The organism is Aliiroseovarius sp., assembly GCF_030148435.1.
Taxonomy (GTDB): Bacteria; Pseudomonadota; Alphaproteobacteria; order Rhodobacterales; family Rhodobacteraceae; genus JASBTN01.
The window spans coordinates 72,912-88,646 of sequence record NZ_JASBTN010000040.1 but is presented as its reverse complement, the minus strand read 5'-3'; the positions used below and the strand labels follow the sequence as shown (position 1 = coordinate 88,646).

Annotated in this window: 14 protein-coding genes; 8 read left to right on the top strand and 6 right to left on the bottom strand. The window is 64.8% G+C overall.

All coding sequences use genetic code 11. The features are described 5' to 3' along the window. Position 1: 1 nt before the first annotated feature. The 4 genes from rapZ to Q1V43_RS07365 are packed head-to-tail and all read right to left on the bottom strand — an operon-like array spanning position 2 to position 3,831. The gene (gene rapZ / locus Q1V43_RS07380) at positions 2 to 925 is read right to left on the bottom strand and encodes an RNase adapter RapZ (protein WP_300515954.1); all 924 of its coding nucleotides are present in this window, start codon (positions 923 to 925) and stop codon (positions 2 to 4) included. Then, the gene (locus Q1V43_RS07375) at positions 922 to 1,350 is read right to left on the bottom strand and encodes a serine kinase (protein WP_300515951.1); all 429 of its coding nucleotides are present in this window, start codon (positions 1,348 to 1,350) and stop codon (positions 922 to 924) included. Before Q1V43_RS07375 ends, rapZ begins: the two co-directional genes overlap by 4 nt. Then, positions 1,347 to 3,080, bottom strand: coding sequence for a sensor N-terminal transmembrane domain-containing protein (locus tag Q1V43_RS07370; protein ID WP_300515948.1), 1,734 nt, complete (start codon positions 3,078 to 3,080; stop codon positions 1,347 to 1,349). The genes Q1V43_RS07375 and Q1V43_RS07370 overlap by 4 nt, the downstream gene beginning before the upstream one ends. Positions 3,081 to 3,126: 46 nt before the next feature. After that, positions 3,127 to 3,831 carry a response regulator transcription factor gene (locus tag Q1V43_RS07365; protein ID WP_300515945.1) on the bottom strand — a complete coding sequence of 235 codons (705 nt, stop codon included), beginning with the start codon at positions 3,829 to 3,831 and terminating at the stop codon, positions 3,127 to 3,129. A gap of 353 nt (positions 3,832 to 4,184) precedes the next feature. On the opposite strand from Q1V43_RS07365, the gene Q1V43_RS07360 reads away from it, so the two are divergent. Next, positions 4,185 to 5,783 carry a phosphoenolpyruvate carboxykinase gene (locus Q1V43_RS07360; protein ID WP_300515943.1) on the top strand — a complete coding sequence of 533 codons (1,599 nt, stop codon included), beginning with the start codon at positions 4,185 to 4,187 and terminating at the stop codon, positions 5,781 to 5,783. 160 nt (positions 5,784 to 5,943) lie between these two features. Beyond that, on the top strand, positions 5,944 to 6,459 hold the full coding sequence (locus Q1V43_RS07355) for a DUF3859 domain-containing protein (RefSeq protein ID WP_300515940.1): 516 nt from the start codon (positions 5,944 to 5,946) through the stop codon (positions 6,457 to 6,459). A gap of 6 nt (positions 6,460 to 6,465) precedes the next feature. Here the strand turns inward: Q1V43_RS07355 and Q1V43_RS07350 are convergent, their stop codons facing one another. Together Q1V43_RS07350 and Q1V43_RS07345 are read right to left on the bottom strand one after the other, a co-directional pair. After that, the gene (locus Q1V43_RS07350; RefSeq protein ID WP_300515937.1) at positions 6,466 to 6,816 is read right to left on the bottom strand and encodes a hypothetical protein; all 351 of its coding nucleotides are present in this window, start codon (positions 6,814 to 6,816) and stop codon (positions 6,466 to 6,468) included. A 47-nt stretch (positions 6,817 to 6,863) separates the two neighbouring features. After that, on the bottom strand, positions 6,864 to 7,634 hold the full coding sequence (locus Q1V43_RS07345) for a sulfite exporter TauE/SafE family protein (RefSeq protein ID WP_300515935.1): 771 nt from the start codon (positions 7,632 to 7,634) through the stop codon (positions 6,864 to 6,866). A gap of 173 nt (positions 7,635 to 7,807) precedes the next feature. On the opposite strand from Q1V43_RS07345, the gene Q1V43_RS07340 reads away from it, so the two are divergent. From Q1V43_RS07340 to Q1V43_RS07315, 6 genes are all read left to right on the top strand, one after another. Further along, positions 7,808 to 9,484, top strand: coding sequence for an acyl-CoA dehydrogenase family protein (locus Q1V43_RS07340; protein WP_300515933.1), 1,677 nt, complete (start codon positions 7,808 to 7,810; stop codon positions 9,482 to 9,484). A 131-nt stretch (positions 9,485 to 9,615) separates the two neighbouring features. Next, positions 9,616 to 10,155, top strand: a complete 540-nt coding sequence (locus Q1V43_RS07335) for a TetR/AcrR family transcriptional regulator (protein WP_300515930.1) — start codon at positions 9,616 to 9,618, stop codon at positions 10,153 to 10,155. 53 nt (positions 10,156 to 10,208) lie between these two features. Continuing rightward, a complete protein-coding gene (locus Q1V43_RS07330; protein ID WP_300515927.1) occupies positions 10,209 to 10,514 on the top strand; it encodes a hypothetical protein in 306 nt (101 codons plus the stop codon). An 8-nt stretch (positions 10,515 to 10,522) separates the two neighbouring features. After that, entirely contained in the window at positions 10,523 to 10,930 is a 408-nt protein-coding gene (locus Q1V43_RS07325) for an META domain-containing protein (RefSeq protein ID WP_300515924.1), read from the top strand. Positions 10,931 to 11,063: 133 nt separating this feature from the next. Then, positions 11,064 to 12,296: a DNA repair exonuclease gene (locus tag Q1V43_RS07320; protein WP_300515922.1), complete on the top strand. Its 1,233-nt coding sequence runs from the start codon at positions 11,064 to 11,066 to the stop codon at positions 12,294 to 12,296. A gap of 3 nt (positions 12,297 to 12,299) precedes the next feature. After that, entirely contained in the window at positions 12,300 to 15,734 is a 3,435-nt protein-coding gene (locus Q1V43_RS07315) for an AAA family ATPase (protein ID WP_300515920.1), read from the top strand. Position 15,735 lies beyond the last annotated feature (1 nt).

Genomic DNA, 15,735 nt, shown 5'->3' with positions numbered 1-15,735 from the left:
ACTACCCCGCTTGCTGCGCTGTTCCGGGCAGGCCTTCGGCCCGGAGTTCCAGTTCCCGATGCCTAATTGACACCTGCCAGCCAGCCTGTGCAAGCGCATTTGCCAGCTTTTCGGCCAGTGCGACGGAACGATGTTTTCCGCCGGTGCAGCCAAAGCCGATCGACAGGTGGCTCTTGCCTTCCTCGCCATAGGCGGGCAACAGGAATTCGACCATGCCGAGCACCCGATCGAAGAATTCGTCGAAGCGTGCGTCTTCGGCCACGTAGGCCGCGACCTCGGGGCTGCGGCCATCCAGCGCGCGCAGGGTGGGGTCCCAATGCGGGTTGCGCAGGAAGCGCGCGTCGAACATCAGATCCAGCCCGCGCGCCATGCCGCGTTTGTAGCTGAAACTCTGCACCGAGACAGCCAGCATCTCGGCCCCGCCATTGCCGAGCCAGCGCAGCACCTCCTCCTTGAGGTCGTGGACCGACAGCTCCGAGGTGTCGATCAGCACCGATGCGCGCGCGCGAACCGGGGCCAGAAGCTCCACCTCGCGCAGAATGCCGTCCCCCGGCGCCTCTTCAGGTGCCAGCGGGTGGCGGCGGCGGGTTTCGGAAAAGCGCCGGATCAGAACGTCACGCGAGCAATCGAGGTACAGAAGCTCTGCCTCCCAGCCGCTTTCGCGCCTCAGCCAGTCGAGCAGCTCCAACAGCCGTTCGACCGAAAAATCACGGTTGCGCACGTCAATGCCCAGGACCAGCGGATGATCAAGAGGCGCGCCATCCAGAAGCCGTTCGATGAGAGACATCGGCAGGTTGTCGATCGCCTCGTAGCCCACGTCTTCCAAAGCGCGAATTGCCGTTGATCGCCCGGCCCCGGAGGCCCCGGTCACAAGCACGATACGCTGTGCCTTAGCCTCCTTGTTCCTGTTGTTCTTGTCCGTCACCGAACAGCTTCTCCATTTACCAATTGCCATATGGCACTTGGAAAATGTGGGGCGTCAACCCGCCAGAGCAAGTCCAGCGCCATTCCCGATATCGTGAGGCTTTTGGGGTGCGGCAGGCGGTCGGGCTCCTCCCGGGTCATGTCCACGGCCAGGTGCAGGGGCGCGGTTTTGACATGCGGCACCCGTATCAGCCCGACATTGCGGGCTTCGATCACCCCGGCCATGCGGGGCGGCGCATGGGCTATCAACCTGCCATCCGTACAGATCACCCGGCTGCGGTCATCGGCCACCAGCACCGCGCCCAGCGCCAGCAACTGCAGAGCAAGGCCGCTCTTGCCGCTGCCGGAGGGCCCCAGGATGAGCACCCCCTTGCCGTTTATCGCAACGGTGGTCGCATGAAAGACCTCGCCCTGCGGGGCGGTCACAGCGGCAGGCCCACCACGAAGCGGGCACCCAGCGGTTCCGAGGTGACATCGGTGTCTGTCGGGCGGATATTCTCGGCCCAGATCACACCGCCATGGGCCTCGACGATCTGTTTCGAGATCGCCAGCCCGAGCCCGGAGTTGTTGCCGAACTGCCCCTCGGGCCGTTCCGAATAGAAACGGTTGAAGATCTTCGCCAGCGCCTCGTCGGGAATGCCGGGGCCGGTGTCCTCCACCACGATCAGCACGCGGTTCTCGCGGTGACGGGCCCAGACACGGATCGCGTCGCCGTCGTCGCAAAAGCTCAGCGCATTGGTGATCAGGTTGACGAAAACCTGCGCCAGCCGCGCTTCGAGCCCCTGGATGACGACCGGATCGGGCGGCAGGTCGGTGATGAAGTCCACGCCCTTCTCCGACGCTTCGTTGCCCAGGTATTCGGTCAGATTGCGCAGCATCTTGAGAAGGTCGAAGGCCTCTTCATCCTCCTTCACCAGCTCGCTGTCCAGCCGCGAGGCGTTGGAGATGTCGCTGACCAGACGGTCAAGGCGGCGCACATCGTGGTCGATCACGTCCAACAGCTTCTCGCGCTGGTCATCGCGCTTGGCAAAACGCAGCGTGCCGATGGCCGAGCGCAGGCTGGCCAGCGGGTTCTTGATCTCATGCGCCACGTCGGCGGCGAATTGTTCGTTCGCGTCGATCCTGTCGTAGAGCGCCGCGACCATGCCGCGCAGGGCGGTCGAAAGCCGCCCGATCTCGTCCGGGCGGCCCGCCAGGTCCGGGATGCGGACCCGGCCCGGATTGACCCTTTTGGTGTTCTTGTCGCGCCCCAGCTCGGCGGCGGCGGCCAGATCCGACAGCGGGTTGGCAATGGTCGATGCCAGAACCAGGCTCAAACCGATCGACACCAGGATCGCAATGACGAACATCTGCAACACCTGCTCACGTTCGCTGCGCACCAGGGCGTCCAGCTCGCCCGAGGCGCTGGTCAGCGCGACGGCGCCCACCGCGCGGCCCTCAACGAGGATCGGCGTCGCCACCGAGAAGACCGTGCTGCCGGTCCCGTCCACGCCGGTCGATACCTGGGTCGTGCCAGAGAGTGCGGCACGGACAAGAGAGCGTGCCTGACCTTCCGCATCCACCCCGGAGGGCACCGGTTCACCCGAGTCGACAAGCGACGATATCCCCTCCCACACCCGGTTCAGCAGGTCGGTGATGATGGTGGAACGCCCATCGCGTTCCAGCCCCTCGACCGGGGCCGGCGCGGCGCGTTCCTGACCCATCGTGGTGCCAATCAGCGCCTCGGAACGATCGAAGACGAACGCCTCGACCCCGGGCGACAGATCGAGGTTGGCCAGAAGTGCCGCCGGGTCCACATTCCCCGTTTCGGCCCGAGCAAGCTCCCCCCCGGACACCGCGCCGGTGCCGGCAAGCTGCCCCAGGGCACGCGTGGCTTCGAACATGTCGGCGACTAGCTGAGCCTCGGCCACAAGGGCCGTTTCACGCTGAAAGACCAGACTGTCACGGAACGGGTTCAGATACAGAACCCCGGCCACCATGACGATCATGCCAAGAAGGTTGAACGTGATGATCTTGCGCGCCAGGGGCGAGCGGTTGATCGAAATCACCCCGCGCCGCTCGCGCCGTGCACGCAGCGCGCTGTCCACCGCGCTCTGGGGCGCGACCCAGTCCTCGCCCAATACCACGCCCGAGCCGGAGGACTTTGTATCTCGCACCGTATCTCGCACTTTGCTTTCCAGATTTTCCCCCGTTCGTTACGGGTTATTCCTCGTTGTATCTGTAGCCGATCCCGTAGAGCGTCTCAATTGCCGAGAACTCGGAATCCGCGCCACGCATCTTCTTGCGAAGCCGCTTGATGTGGCTGTCGATGGTGCGGTCGTCGACATAGATGTCGTCGTCATAGGCCACATCCATCAGCTGATCGCGGCTCTTGACGAACCCGGGACGTGTCGCCAGCGCCTGCAACAGCAGGAATTCGGTCACTGTCAGGGACACGTCCTGCCCCTTCCAGGTCACGGCGTGACGCAGCGGGTCCATCGCCAGATCGCCGCGCACCATGGTCTTGCTTTCCTCGACCTGGCCGATTTCGTCATTGGCGATCACTTCCTGGCGGCGCAGAAGCGAGCGGATGCGTTCAACCAGAAGGCGCTGCGAAAACGGCTTCTTGACGTAATCATCCGCGCCCATGCGCAGGCCCAGCACCTCGTCGATCTCGTCATCCTTGGAAGTGAGAAAGATCACCGGCAGGGTCGACGTCTTTTGCCGCAGACGCTGCAACAGGTCCATCCCGTCCATGCGCGGCATCTTGATGTCCAGGACAGCCATGTCCGGCAGGCGGTGATTGAACGCGTCCAGCGCGCTTTGCCCGTCATTGTAGGTTTCAACTTCGAAGCCTTCCGCTTCGAGAGTCATGGAGACCGACGTCAGGATGTTCCTGTCGTCGTCGACCAATGCGATCCTCGACATGTGAGGGTTCCTTGTACTGCTCGTTTTCATGTTTTTCCCCACTTTTCCGGTTTCGGCCTTGGGAATCAACAAAATAGTGCGAATCAAGCCCCGACTGCGGCTATTGAGCACCCGAAATCGGAAAATAATGACTAATATGCCTCACTTTCCGTTCCGATTGGTTGCGCAAACAGGGGTTTGGTATCGCTAACTTTGCGTTTGCGACCTGTTCCCTGATCAAAGCGTCGTGCTATAGCCACGCCACCGGTCCTCGTTCACATGAGGTCCGGCGCGCGGATATGGCCCTCCGTGCTCTCATGTGGAAACCATACGCCGGCAGACAGGACCAGAGCCGGCGACAGGAGTTAAATCAGATGACCAATGGACGCGTGAACCCGGCTTGTCGCCTGGAAGATCAAGGCATCACGGGGCTCGGCAATGTCTATTACAACTACATGGAGCCGGCGCTTGTCGAAGAGGCTCTGAAGCGCGGCGAAGGGCATCTGGGCAACGGAGGCGCTTTCCTGGTCGAGACCGGCAAGCACACCGGTCGTTCGCCCAAGGACAAGTTCGTGGTCAAGACCCCCAGCGTCGAGGACACGATCTGGTGGGAAAACAACCCGCCGATGGATCCTGCGAAATTCGACGTGCTGCATGCGGATATGCTGGAGCACATGAAGGGCAGGGATTATTTCGTTCAGGACCTTTATGGCGGCGCCGACCCGGCCCACCGCCTGGACGTGCGGATGATTACCGAACTGGCCTGGCACAACCTGTTCATCCGTCACCTGCTGCGCCGCCCCGACCGCGACGAGCTGGACGAGTTCGCGCCCGAGTTCACCGTGATCAACTGCCCCAGCTTCCAGGCCGACCCGGCCAGGCACGGCTGCCGGTCCGGGACCGTCATCGCACTGAACTTCGAACAGAAGCTGATCCTGATCGGCGGCACCGAATACGCTGGCGAAAACAAGAAGTCGGTTTTCTCGGTTCTGAACTACATTCTGCCCGGCAAGGGCATCATGCCGATGCACTGCTCGGCCAACCACGCGCCGAACAACCCGGTCGACACCGCGATCTTCTTCGGCCTCTCGGGCACCGGCAAGACCACCCTGTCGGCGGACCCCTCGCGCGTCCTGATCGGCGACGACGAGCACGGCTGGTCCGAACGCGGCACCTTCAACTTCGAAGGCGGCTGCTATGCCAAGACCATCGATCTGTCGGCCAAGGCCGAACCCGAAATCTACGCCACAACGTCAAAATTCGGCACCGTGATCGAAAACATGGTCTGGGACGAAGAGACCAAGGAACTGGACTTCCACAACGATAGCCTGACCGCGAACATGCGCTGCGCCTATCCGCTGGAATACATCTCCAACGCCTCCCCGACCGCCCTGGGTGGCCATCCGAAGAACATCATCATGCTGACCTGTGATGCCTTCGGCGTTCTGCCCCCGATCGCGCGTCTGACCCCGGCGCAGGCAATGTATCACTTCCTGTCCGGCTTTACCTCGAAGGTGGCTGGCACCGAAAAAGGTGTGACCGAGCCCGAGCCCACCTTCTCGACCTGTTTCGGGGCGCCCTTCATGCCGCGTCGCCCGGAAGCCTACGGCAACCTGCTGCGCGACAAGATGGCGTCGCATGGCGCGACCTGCTGTCTGGTCCACACCGGCTGGACCGGTGGCGCCTACGGCACCGGCTCGCGCATGCCGATCCGCGCCACCCGCGCCCTGCTGAAGGCCGCGCTGGACGGGTCGCTGGCCGAGGCCGATTTCCGCAAGGACAAGAACTTCGGTTTCGACGTGCCGATCAAGGTCGAAGGGGTCGCCGACCTGCTTCTGGACCCGCGCCGCACCTGGGACGACCAGGCGGCCTATGACACCCAGGCCGCCAAGCTGGTCGATATGTTCTCGAAGAACTTCGCCCAGTACGACGCCTATATCGACGACGACGTGCGCGCGATCGCAATCGGCTGATCGCGTCACGATCGGACTTCTGGAACGCCCCGGCCACGCGCCGGGGCGTTTTGCATTCGAGGCACGGGATCTGCTTGCATGGGGCATCTGCCGCGCGCGCCCTTCCCCGCTGCACCATCCCGCGTTACGCTTTCGCCAGATGATCCATGGAAAGAAACCCATGTTGCGCCTCCTGCTATTTCTCGTTTCGCTGGTGCCCGCGGCGGCCGGCGCCAACCCGCAGGTCCTGTCGGTCCAGTCGGGTTTTCTGTGTGGCGTGATCGGCAGCGGCAGCGCGCTGGCAGAGGACACCCTTGAAGGGCGCACCGACCTGATGGATGTTCACTTGCTCCGCGTCATCCCGACCCGCGTCGCCCCGGCGGCCAAGGGCATCCATATCGGCGTCGTGCTGCAGCGCGACCCCTCTTTCACCTCGCCCATCCGTGCGGTCACAGCCCATCCGCCGATGGGCCCCGACGGCGTGACGCAGCAGAGCTTCTTCACCAACCAGACCCCGGACGGGCTGGTCGGCGTGGGTTGGGAGTTCGAATACAGCTATGAAATGCTGCCAGGTGACTGGTCGATCACGCTCTATGACGGCGCAACCGAGTTGCACCGCGCCGAGTTCACGGTTGTTCCCCCCGCCCTTTTCCCGCAGGACATCGACATCTGCGACGGGCCGGACCTGTTGTCCTAGAAAACGTCAGTCACACCGCCTGAGCGGCCCGTTGACCAGACGCTCGTCCCACAGGATCGTCAGCGCTTCGCCTTCCAGCACGAATCCCAAATTGTAACCCCGCACGGAATCTTCTCCACACAGCGCCCTTGCCGCACGGAACAGCCCGCCGCTCTGCGGCTGAGCGTCAAACCACGTGAGCCTGCACCAGACCTCACCCTGCCTGAGCCACTCGGGGCCGATTTCGAACGGAGCGGCCAGACGCGTGCCGCCTTCGAGGACCGGACGCCCCGCACATTGCGCCGGGGTGCCCCACCGCCCGAGCAACGGGTCAGCCAAGGCCGGGGTCGAGATCAGGAGGAAAACAAGCCAACGCATGGGGCGAGCCTAAGGCAATGTTGCCGTTTCGCGCAGTCACGATCCGGTCAGCCCATCAGACCCTTGCGCAAAAGGTTCAGACCCGCCAGCACCAGCACCACCAGGGTCAGCCGCTTGAACAGGGCCTGGTCCATCCGGTCATGCGCCCAGGTGCCCACGGCCATGCCGATGAGCGCAGGGGCCAGCATCAGCACCGACAGGGGCGCGGTATGGGCACTGAATACGCCGGAGCGCAGATGCGCCGCCACCAGCACCACCGCGCCCAGACCATAGATCACCCCCTGCACCCGCATCTGTTCCGCCTTGGGCGTGTCGATCGCGGTCAGATAGGCCACCGTGGGTGGCCCCCAGACCCCGGACATGCCACCGAAGAACCCTGCGAACCCGGCAATCGCCGCCTCGTCACGCATCCGGTTCTCGGGCCGCAGATTGGGTCGCCAGCCGACCAACTGCATCACGCTGAACAGAACCACCGGCAAGCCGATGGCAATGAAAAGCGCGCGCGGAGAAAGCACCGTCACCAGTTGCGCGCTGGCACTCAGAACCCCGAGCATGACCAGCAGGTACACCCGGAACCGAAGGATTGCCGACAAGGCCACGCGCCAGCCCTGCCGCAGGCTCTGGTACAGGTTCGAAACCACCGTGGGCAGGATCAATGCCGCAAGTGCAACCTCGCCGGGCAAAACCGTCGCCAGACCCGAGATCATCAGCATCGGCATGCCAAAGCCCACCGCGCCCTTTACGAAGCCCGCCAGCAGGGTAAATCCGCCCGCCGCCAGGAGAATCCAAACCGGGATTTCGGCAACTATCCCACTCATTTCACGCCCTTTTTCACACCTTTGCCCGCAGCCTACCGGATTCCGCACCGCCCCGCACGGCAAAACATCGTTGCGTCATTTTCGTTCGCGTTCGACATTCGTGACGTATTTTTATTGCGCTGCACCTGCGAAATGGCTATCTCTTCCCGGACCTTTGTTACGGAGCCGAATCCATGCCGCATGATGGACAGGAGATGACCATGACCACCGCCCTGATGGACAACCTGATGACCCTGACCGGCGCCGCCGTGGCGCCTTGCGAAACCGTGCTGGAGGCCGCGAAAGCTTCGGTCCGCGACATGGTGACGGATGGCGATCGTGTCTCGGGCAGCCTGCTGGAAGCCAACCAGAGCGCCGCCCACGCCCTCTCGTGGCTGGCCACCTACGTGGAAAGCCTGCGCCAGATGCAGGCCTGGGCCACCCGCCTGACCGAGGCCGGGCAGATGGGCGAGATGGAAAGCCTGATCCTGCAGATCGCCTTCGGTGAATACCTGGCCCAGATCAAGGGCGGCATGATGATGAGCCAGAACGAGATGGCCCGCCTGTCGGACATGAATGTCGACGCGGCCCCGCTGGCCACTGCCGAGATCGACGCTCTGATCGCTGGTGGCAACACGCCCGCCGCCCGTGCCCGTCTGGTCGAGTTGATGCAGGGCAATGCCGGTCACGCCACTTTCGGCGCCACCGGTCTGGACGAAGAGCTGGAAATGATCCGCGAGACCTTCCGCCGCTATGCCGACGACCGGGTGGTGCCGAATGCCCACGAATGGCACCTGAAGGACGAATTCATCCCGATGGAAATCCTCGAGGAACTGGCGGAGATGGGCGTGTTCGGCCTGACCATTCCCGAAGAATACGGCGGCATGGGCCTGTCGAAAGCCTCGATGGTGGTGGTCTCCGAGGAGCTGTCGCGCGGTTATATCGGCGTCGGCTCGCTGGGCACCCGGTCGGAAATCGCCGCCGAGCTGATTCTGGCCGGTGGCAGTGATGAGCAGAAGGAAAACTGGCTGCCGAAACTGGCCTCGGCCGAGATCCTGCCGACCGCCGTCTTTACCGAACCGAACACCGGGTCCGACCTCGGCTCGCTGCGCACACGCGCGGTCAAGACGCAGGACGGCGATTACGAGATCACCGGCAACAAGACCTGGATCACCCACGCCGCGCGCACCCATGTCATGACCCTGCTGGCGCGCACCGATCCCGACAGCACCGACCACCGCGGCCTGTCCATGTTCCTGGCCGAAAAAACCCCGGGCGACGATGCCAACCCCTTCCCCACCGAAGGCATGACCGGCGGCGAGATCGAGGTGCTGGGCTACCGCGGCATGAAGGAATACGAGCTGGGTTTCGACGGGTTCAAGGTCAAGGGCGAGAACCTCTTGGGCGGGGTCGAAGGCCAGGGTTTCAAACAGCTGATGAAGACCTTCGAAGCGGCCCGCATCCAGACCGCCGCCCGCGCCATCGGCGTGGCGCAGAACGCGCTGGAGGTCGGCATGCAATATGCCGAGGACCGCAAGCAGTTCGGCAAGTCGCTGATCAACTTCCCGCGCGTCTCGGGCAAGCTGGCGATGATGGCAGTCGAGATCATGGTCGCCCGCCAGCTGACCTATTTCTCGGCCTGGGAAAAGGATCACGACCAGCGCTGCGATCTGGAGGCCGGCATGGCCAAGTTGCTGGGCGCCCGCGTCGCCTGGGCCTGCGCCGACAATGCGCTGCAGATCCATGGCGGAAACGGCTTTGCGTTGGAATATCAGATCAGCCGCATTCTTTGCGACGCACGGATTCTCAACATCTTCGAAGGTGCCGCCGAAATCCAGGCGCAGGTGATTGCCCGACGCCTGCTGGGGTGATCCGGCCACAGTTTCATACCGACACGCCCTCCGGACCCCCGGGGGGCTTGTTTTATTTTGCAGGTGCAGCATAATCTTTCTGCACCTGCAATCGCCGGTGCTATCCTTCGCCGCTGCCCGAGGAGGCCGCCATGCTCAAGAATAAGACCCGCCTGAACGCCGATGATTGGCTGCAAACCGGCTTCGATGCCCTTGTCGAACAGGGCCCCCAGGGGCTGAAGGCCGAACCGCTGGCGCGACGCATCGGCGCCACCAAGGGATCGTTCTACTGGCATTTCCGCGACCTGCCCGACTTCCACGCGCGCCTGCTGGCAAAGTGGGAGGAACGTACGCTGCTGGCGCTGGCGGCAACCGGGCAGGAGGAAGCGGATGCGGTGAAACGGTTGGACCGGCTGGGCTCGCTCAACAGCGACGATCCCGCCGAACAGGCCATTCGCGCCTGGGGTCAGGACAATCCAGCGGTGGCCGAAACCGTCGCCCGTGTTGACGGCCATCGCCGCACCATGCTGTCGGTCACATTGGATGAGCTGGATCTAACCAATCCCGAGTTTGCCCGCATCGTGCAGGGCGCACATATGGGGCTGGCAGAGCTGTCCTCAGCCGACGGGGCCGACAATTCCGGCGCCATGTCTACCCTGCTGGCTGCTTTGCTGGCGTTGCGGGACGCTTGACGCGGGCCTCGGGCCGCCCCACATTTAACAAATGCGTTAAATAGGAGAGCCCCATGCGTGCGATCACAATTACCTACGCCTATTCCGGTGACGAGGACACCTGGACACAGGCGATCCACAACTTCATCAGCGCCGTTGACAATGACCCGCAGGCGGCGGGCAAGTTCACCTACCAGGTGGCCGTGGCCGACGACGGAGTAACCCGGTTCCACTGGGGCCGCTGGGACGCGCCCGAAACCCTGGCCCACGTGCAATCCCAGGAATATTTCCGGACTTTTGCCGGCCAGGTGAAGGCCTTCGCAGGCGGGGCACCGCAGAACACCGGCCATGATGTGGTGATGAAAACCGGTGGGTGGTAGGCGTCCGCATGAAAAAGCTTCTTGCCCTGCTGGTCGTCGCTGTCGCGGTGTTCGTCCTTCTGCAGGTATCCGGCAGGGACGAGACGATTTCCGGGTATGCCCCGTCGGGCGTGACCTGGAGTCTGGAGGCGCTGGGCGGCACCGCTTACCCGGCCCGGGCGACGATCAGCTTTCCCGAGGAAGGCCGGATCATCGGCGACGCTCCCTGCAACGGCTACAGCGCCACGCAATCCGCGCCCTATCCCTGGTTCGAAGCCGGGCCCATCGCCGCAACCAGACGCGCCTGTCCCGAGCTTGCGGAGGAAGCGGCCTTTTTCGAGGCGCTTGCCCGCGTCACCCTGGCCGAAGTCGCGGGCGAGGTTCTGATCCTCTCTGGCGAGGATGGGTTCGAGATGGTGTTTTACGCCCGACGTTGACTGTCTGGCCGGGCACCCCGCCCCCCGCGACCCTTCCTTGCTCCGCCGCACCGCCACGCAGCGAGGTTTTTCGTTGCCCTCCCCGCCTGCCCGACGCAAACTGCGCCCAGGTGCTGACGGGTGAGGGATACAGGTGGCGTTCAGTTTCGTGCACACGGCGGATATTCACCTCGATAGCCCGTTGAAATCCCTGGCGCTGCGCGATGCGGAACTGGCCGAAATGGTTGCCAATGCCTCGCGCACGACCTTTGCCCGCATCATCGACCTCTGCCTTGCCGAACAGGTGCAGGCGCTGCTGATCGCGGGCGACCTGTATGATGGGGCGCAAACCTCGATGAAGACGGCAGGCTTCCTGGCCCGGCAACTGGAGCGGTTGGACGCGGCGGGGATTGAAACCTTCATCATTCGCGGCAATCACGACGCCGCCTCACGCATTACACGCGAGCTGGTTCTGCCCGACAGTGTACATGTCTTTGGCGGTCGCGCAGGTGTCGAGGAACGCGACTGGAACGGCCAGCCAGTGGCGCTGCATGGCATCTCCTTTGCCAAGCCCCACGCACCGGACAGCCTGCTGGAGAAGTTCGGAACACCCCGCCCGGGCGCTTTCAACATCGGCATGCTGCACACCAGCCTGGGCGGATCGCCCGGCCACGACCCCTATGCGCCCTGCACGCTGGCCGAGCTGCAGGCAACCGGCTTCGACTACTGGGCGCTGGGACATATCCACAAGCGGGCGCAACACTCAGGCCCGACAACGGTGGTCATGCCCGGCGTTCCCCAGGGCCGGGACATTGGCGAGGCTGGCGAGAAATCGGTCACATTGGTCCGGGTGGACCAAGGCAGCGTCACGACCGAGGCGCGGCCGCTCGCCGTGGCGCGGTTCGACCGGCTGGACGTGGATTGTAACGGTCTGGCGGATTGGACCGACCTTGTGCGTGCGCTGAAGGCGGCACTGCGCGTGGTGGATCCGGGGGACACACAGCGCATCATTCGCCCCGTGCTCAGCGGTGTCACGCCTCTGGCCTGGCGGGCCGGGCGCGATGCGGAACTGCTGCTGGAAGAGGCGCGCAGCGAGGCGGAGGGAACCGATGGGCTGTGGATCGACAAGCTGACCCTGGCGCTTCAAGCCGAAGGTAACGCCGCCCCCGCCGGTCCGGTGGGCGAGTTGATGGAGATGATTGCGCAGACCCCCTTGTCACCCAAGGACCCGCGCGTACAGGCGGAATACGAGCTCCTGCGCAAACAACTGCCCACGGAGCTGCGCGACATTTTCGGCGCGGATGAGGCGGACACGGCCGCAACCCTGACCGAGGACCTCGCCAAGGGCGCGCGCGACCTTCTGTCCCGTCTGGACGGGGAGGGCTGAGCAATGCGTCTGGACCGGCTCGAACTTACGCGCTATGGCAAATTCACCGACCAGATGGTGGATTTCGGCCTGGCGAAAGCGCCCGATCTGCATGTGATCCACGGGCCGAACGAAGCGGGAAAATCCACGCTTCTGTCCGCCTGGCTGGACCTGCTTTTTGGCGTGCCGGACCGCAGCACCATGAATTTCCGGCATGATTACAAATCCATGCAAATCCGCGCGGCGCTGGACATCGGTGGCAGGGCGCATCATGTGACGCGGCTTAAGAAACGCGAAGGGTCACTTCTGGATGCAACGGGAAGTCCGGTGGGCGAAGCCTTTCTGTCCGGTGCCCTGCACGGCATGAGCCGGGGCAGCTACACTGCCATGTTTTCGCTCAACCGGCAGACGCTGGAGGAAGGGGGAGAGAGCATCCTGGCCTCGCAAGGCGATCTGGGCGAACTGCTGTTTCAGGCCAGCGCCGGCTTGAGCGACCTGTCCGCACAGCTGGCCGGGCATGATGCAAAAACCCAGGAGTTCCTGAACCGTACCGGGCGCAAGGGACAGCTGCGGGAGCTGGGCAAGGACCTGATGGAGCTGACCCGGCGGATCAAGGAACTGGACACCCAGGCCACCGCGTTTGCCCGCCTGGTCGCGGCACGCGATCAGGCCGAAACCACCTGGCGCAGCTCCAGGAACCGGCTGGACATCGCCAGCCGGCGCAGCATCGAATTGGAACGCCTGCGCAACGCGCTGGGGCCCGGCAACCACTTTCGCCGGCTCGAAGCAGGGATCACCGGGTTCGGGAACCTGCCCGATCCCCCTGCGGACTGGCTTCGCGAGGCGGGCGCTCTGGACCGGGCGCACTCCGATCTGCGCGCGCGGCACAAAGCCGCCGCCGACAGGGTCGAGGCCCTGAGCCGCGACCTGTCCCGGGTGCCCGACGACCCCGAGTTCCGCGCTCTGGCGGACCGGATCGCCGAGGCCGAAGCGCTTAAGTCCGCCCACGACACCGCGCAGACCGATCTGCCGAAACGCGAACGCGAACGTGAAGGCGACGCGGCGCGTCTGGCGGACTGCCTCTTCCGATTGGGGCGCCCCGGCCAAGACCCCGCGGTTCTGCTGCCTGACGCTGCCACCATGGGCCAGTTGCGCGGGCTGGTCGAAACACACGCCTCGCTTCACGCCGCACATCAGACTGCCAGGAGCGAGCTCCTCCGCGCCCGCACGCGGGCGGATCAGGCCACGCAACGCCTGACCGACGCCGGCGGCGGCACGACCGACCCCGGAGAGGTGCGCGGGCTGGTGGCCATGCTGCGCAGCGAAGACCTGCGCGGTGCGGCCGACCGCGCCCTGACGCAGCGGGATCAGGCGGAAACCGCCCTGGCCAAGGCCCTTGCGGCACTGGCGCCCTGGCAGGGACAAGCGGCGGAGTTGGCCAGCCTGCGCCTACCGGACAGAAACACGTTGACCCGGTTGGGCGAGCGGCTGGACGCCGCTGCGCAACACGCGCGGGCCGCCGAGGCGGAGCTGACCCGGCAAGAGCAGGACCTCGCCACCCGCCGGGCCACGTTGCAGAAACAGACCCCGCCTGACGGTACGAACGCCCAGGAAGCCGCCAGGGCCCGCGCCCACCGCGAGGCGACCTGGGCCGCGCACCGGGCCAGCCTGGATCCGGCCAGCGCTGATCGGTTTGAACAGGCCATGCGCCTGGATGACCGGATCAGCGCCACATTGGCCGATCGCACCGCCAAAGCCGATCGCGCCCGCGAGGCGGCACAGGCACTGGCCCAGGCCGAGCATCAAGCCAGTCAGGCGCGTGGCACCCTCGAAGATACCCGCCGCGCCCATGAGGCATTGCGCGAAGAACTGGATGGGTTGCGCCTCGCCATCTCCCCCTCCCTGCCCGACGACATGGAGGCTTCTCATTTGACCGACTGGCTTGACCGCGTGGCGGTGGCCCTCGACGCCCTGGTCATACGCGACGATGCCAACCGCGCGCTGTCCCGCGCAGTGGGTCAGGCGGAACGGGCCCGAAACGAGCTTCTGGCCGCTTTGGACCGGGCCGGCCGCTCCTTGCCGAAGGACGCGGGACTTACCCCGGCACTGGAAACCGCACAGGCCCTTCTGGATGCCGCCGCCCGTTTGGATACCCTGTCCGACGCGGCCCGGCAGGCCGGTGACGATCTGAGCGAACGGCAACATATGGAAACGGAAGCTGCCGCCGCACTGGCCGAATGGCAGGAAGGTTGGAGCCTTGCTCTGCAGGGCACCGCCTGGGCCGATCCCCTGCCCGAAGCGGCCGAAATGCGCGCCATTCTGGAAGAGCTTGGCACGCTGCGCTCCCTGCAAGAGAAACTGCGCGAGCTGGACCATCGCATCGCTGCCATGACCGAAAACCGCGACCGGTTTGCACTGGCCGTCAGAGATTTGGCGCGCGACGCCAGACTCGACCATACCCTTACGTATAGCGACGCCTGGCGAGTGCTGCGCGATCGCGCGCTTCAGGCCCGGGCAGCAGACACCCGGCGCGGCGATCTGCAATCGCAACTGGACCGCGCCCGCAGGGACCTGTCCGAACTGGACAGGGAAAGCGCCAGTCACCGCGCGCGGATCGACCAGATCGCGGCTTTCTTCAGCGTTGCGGACTGGACTGCGGCGCGGGCTGCATTGGCGCAGGCCGAGCAACGCGCGCAGCTAAAGCGGGCACAGGCCGAACGGGCCGACGAATTGTGCGAAATCCTCGGCACGCAGACCGAGGAAGAGGCCCTGGCCTCGCTGGAGGGGGTGGACGCAGACAGCATCTCTGCCGAGATCGACCACCTGAACACTGAGCTGGCGACGCTGCGCAGCGCACAGGACGAGAGCCACGCGACCTTCCGCGAGGCCGCAGCCGCGCTTGCGGCCGTGGGCGGCGATGGTGAGGTGGCCCGGCTGGAAGAGACCCGACAGACCTGCCTGATCGAGATCGAGGAGGGCGCGCGGGCGCATCTGCGGGCACGGTTGGGGCTGGTGGCGGTTGAAGACGCCCTGAGACGCTACCGCGACACGCATCGCAGCGGCATGATGACCCGCGCCTCGCAGGCGTTCAGCACCATTACCGGCGGGCGCTATTCCGGCCTGACCACTCAGGCCGACGGCCAGCGCGAAACTCTGGTAGCCCTTCCTGCCGAGGGTGGATCGCGCCAGGCCGGCCAACTGTCAGAGGGTACTCGGGCGCAGCTTTACCTCGCCTTGCGCATCGCGGGCTATCATGAATTCGTGCGACAGAACGGACCGGTGCCCTTCATTGCCGATGACATCATGGAAAGTTTCGACGATGAGCGCGCAAAGGCGACCTTCGGCTTGCTCGCCGCGATGAGCGGGCTGGGGCAGGTGATCTATCTGACCCACCACGCCCACATGCGCGATCTGGCGCAGGCGGCCTGTGCCAAGGTGCGGCTGCATGAGCTCACCTGAC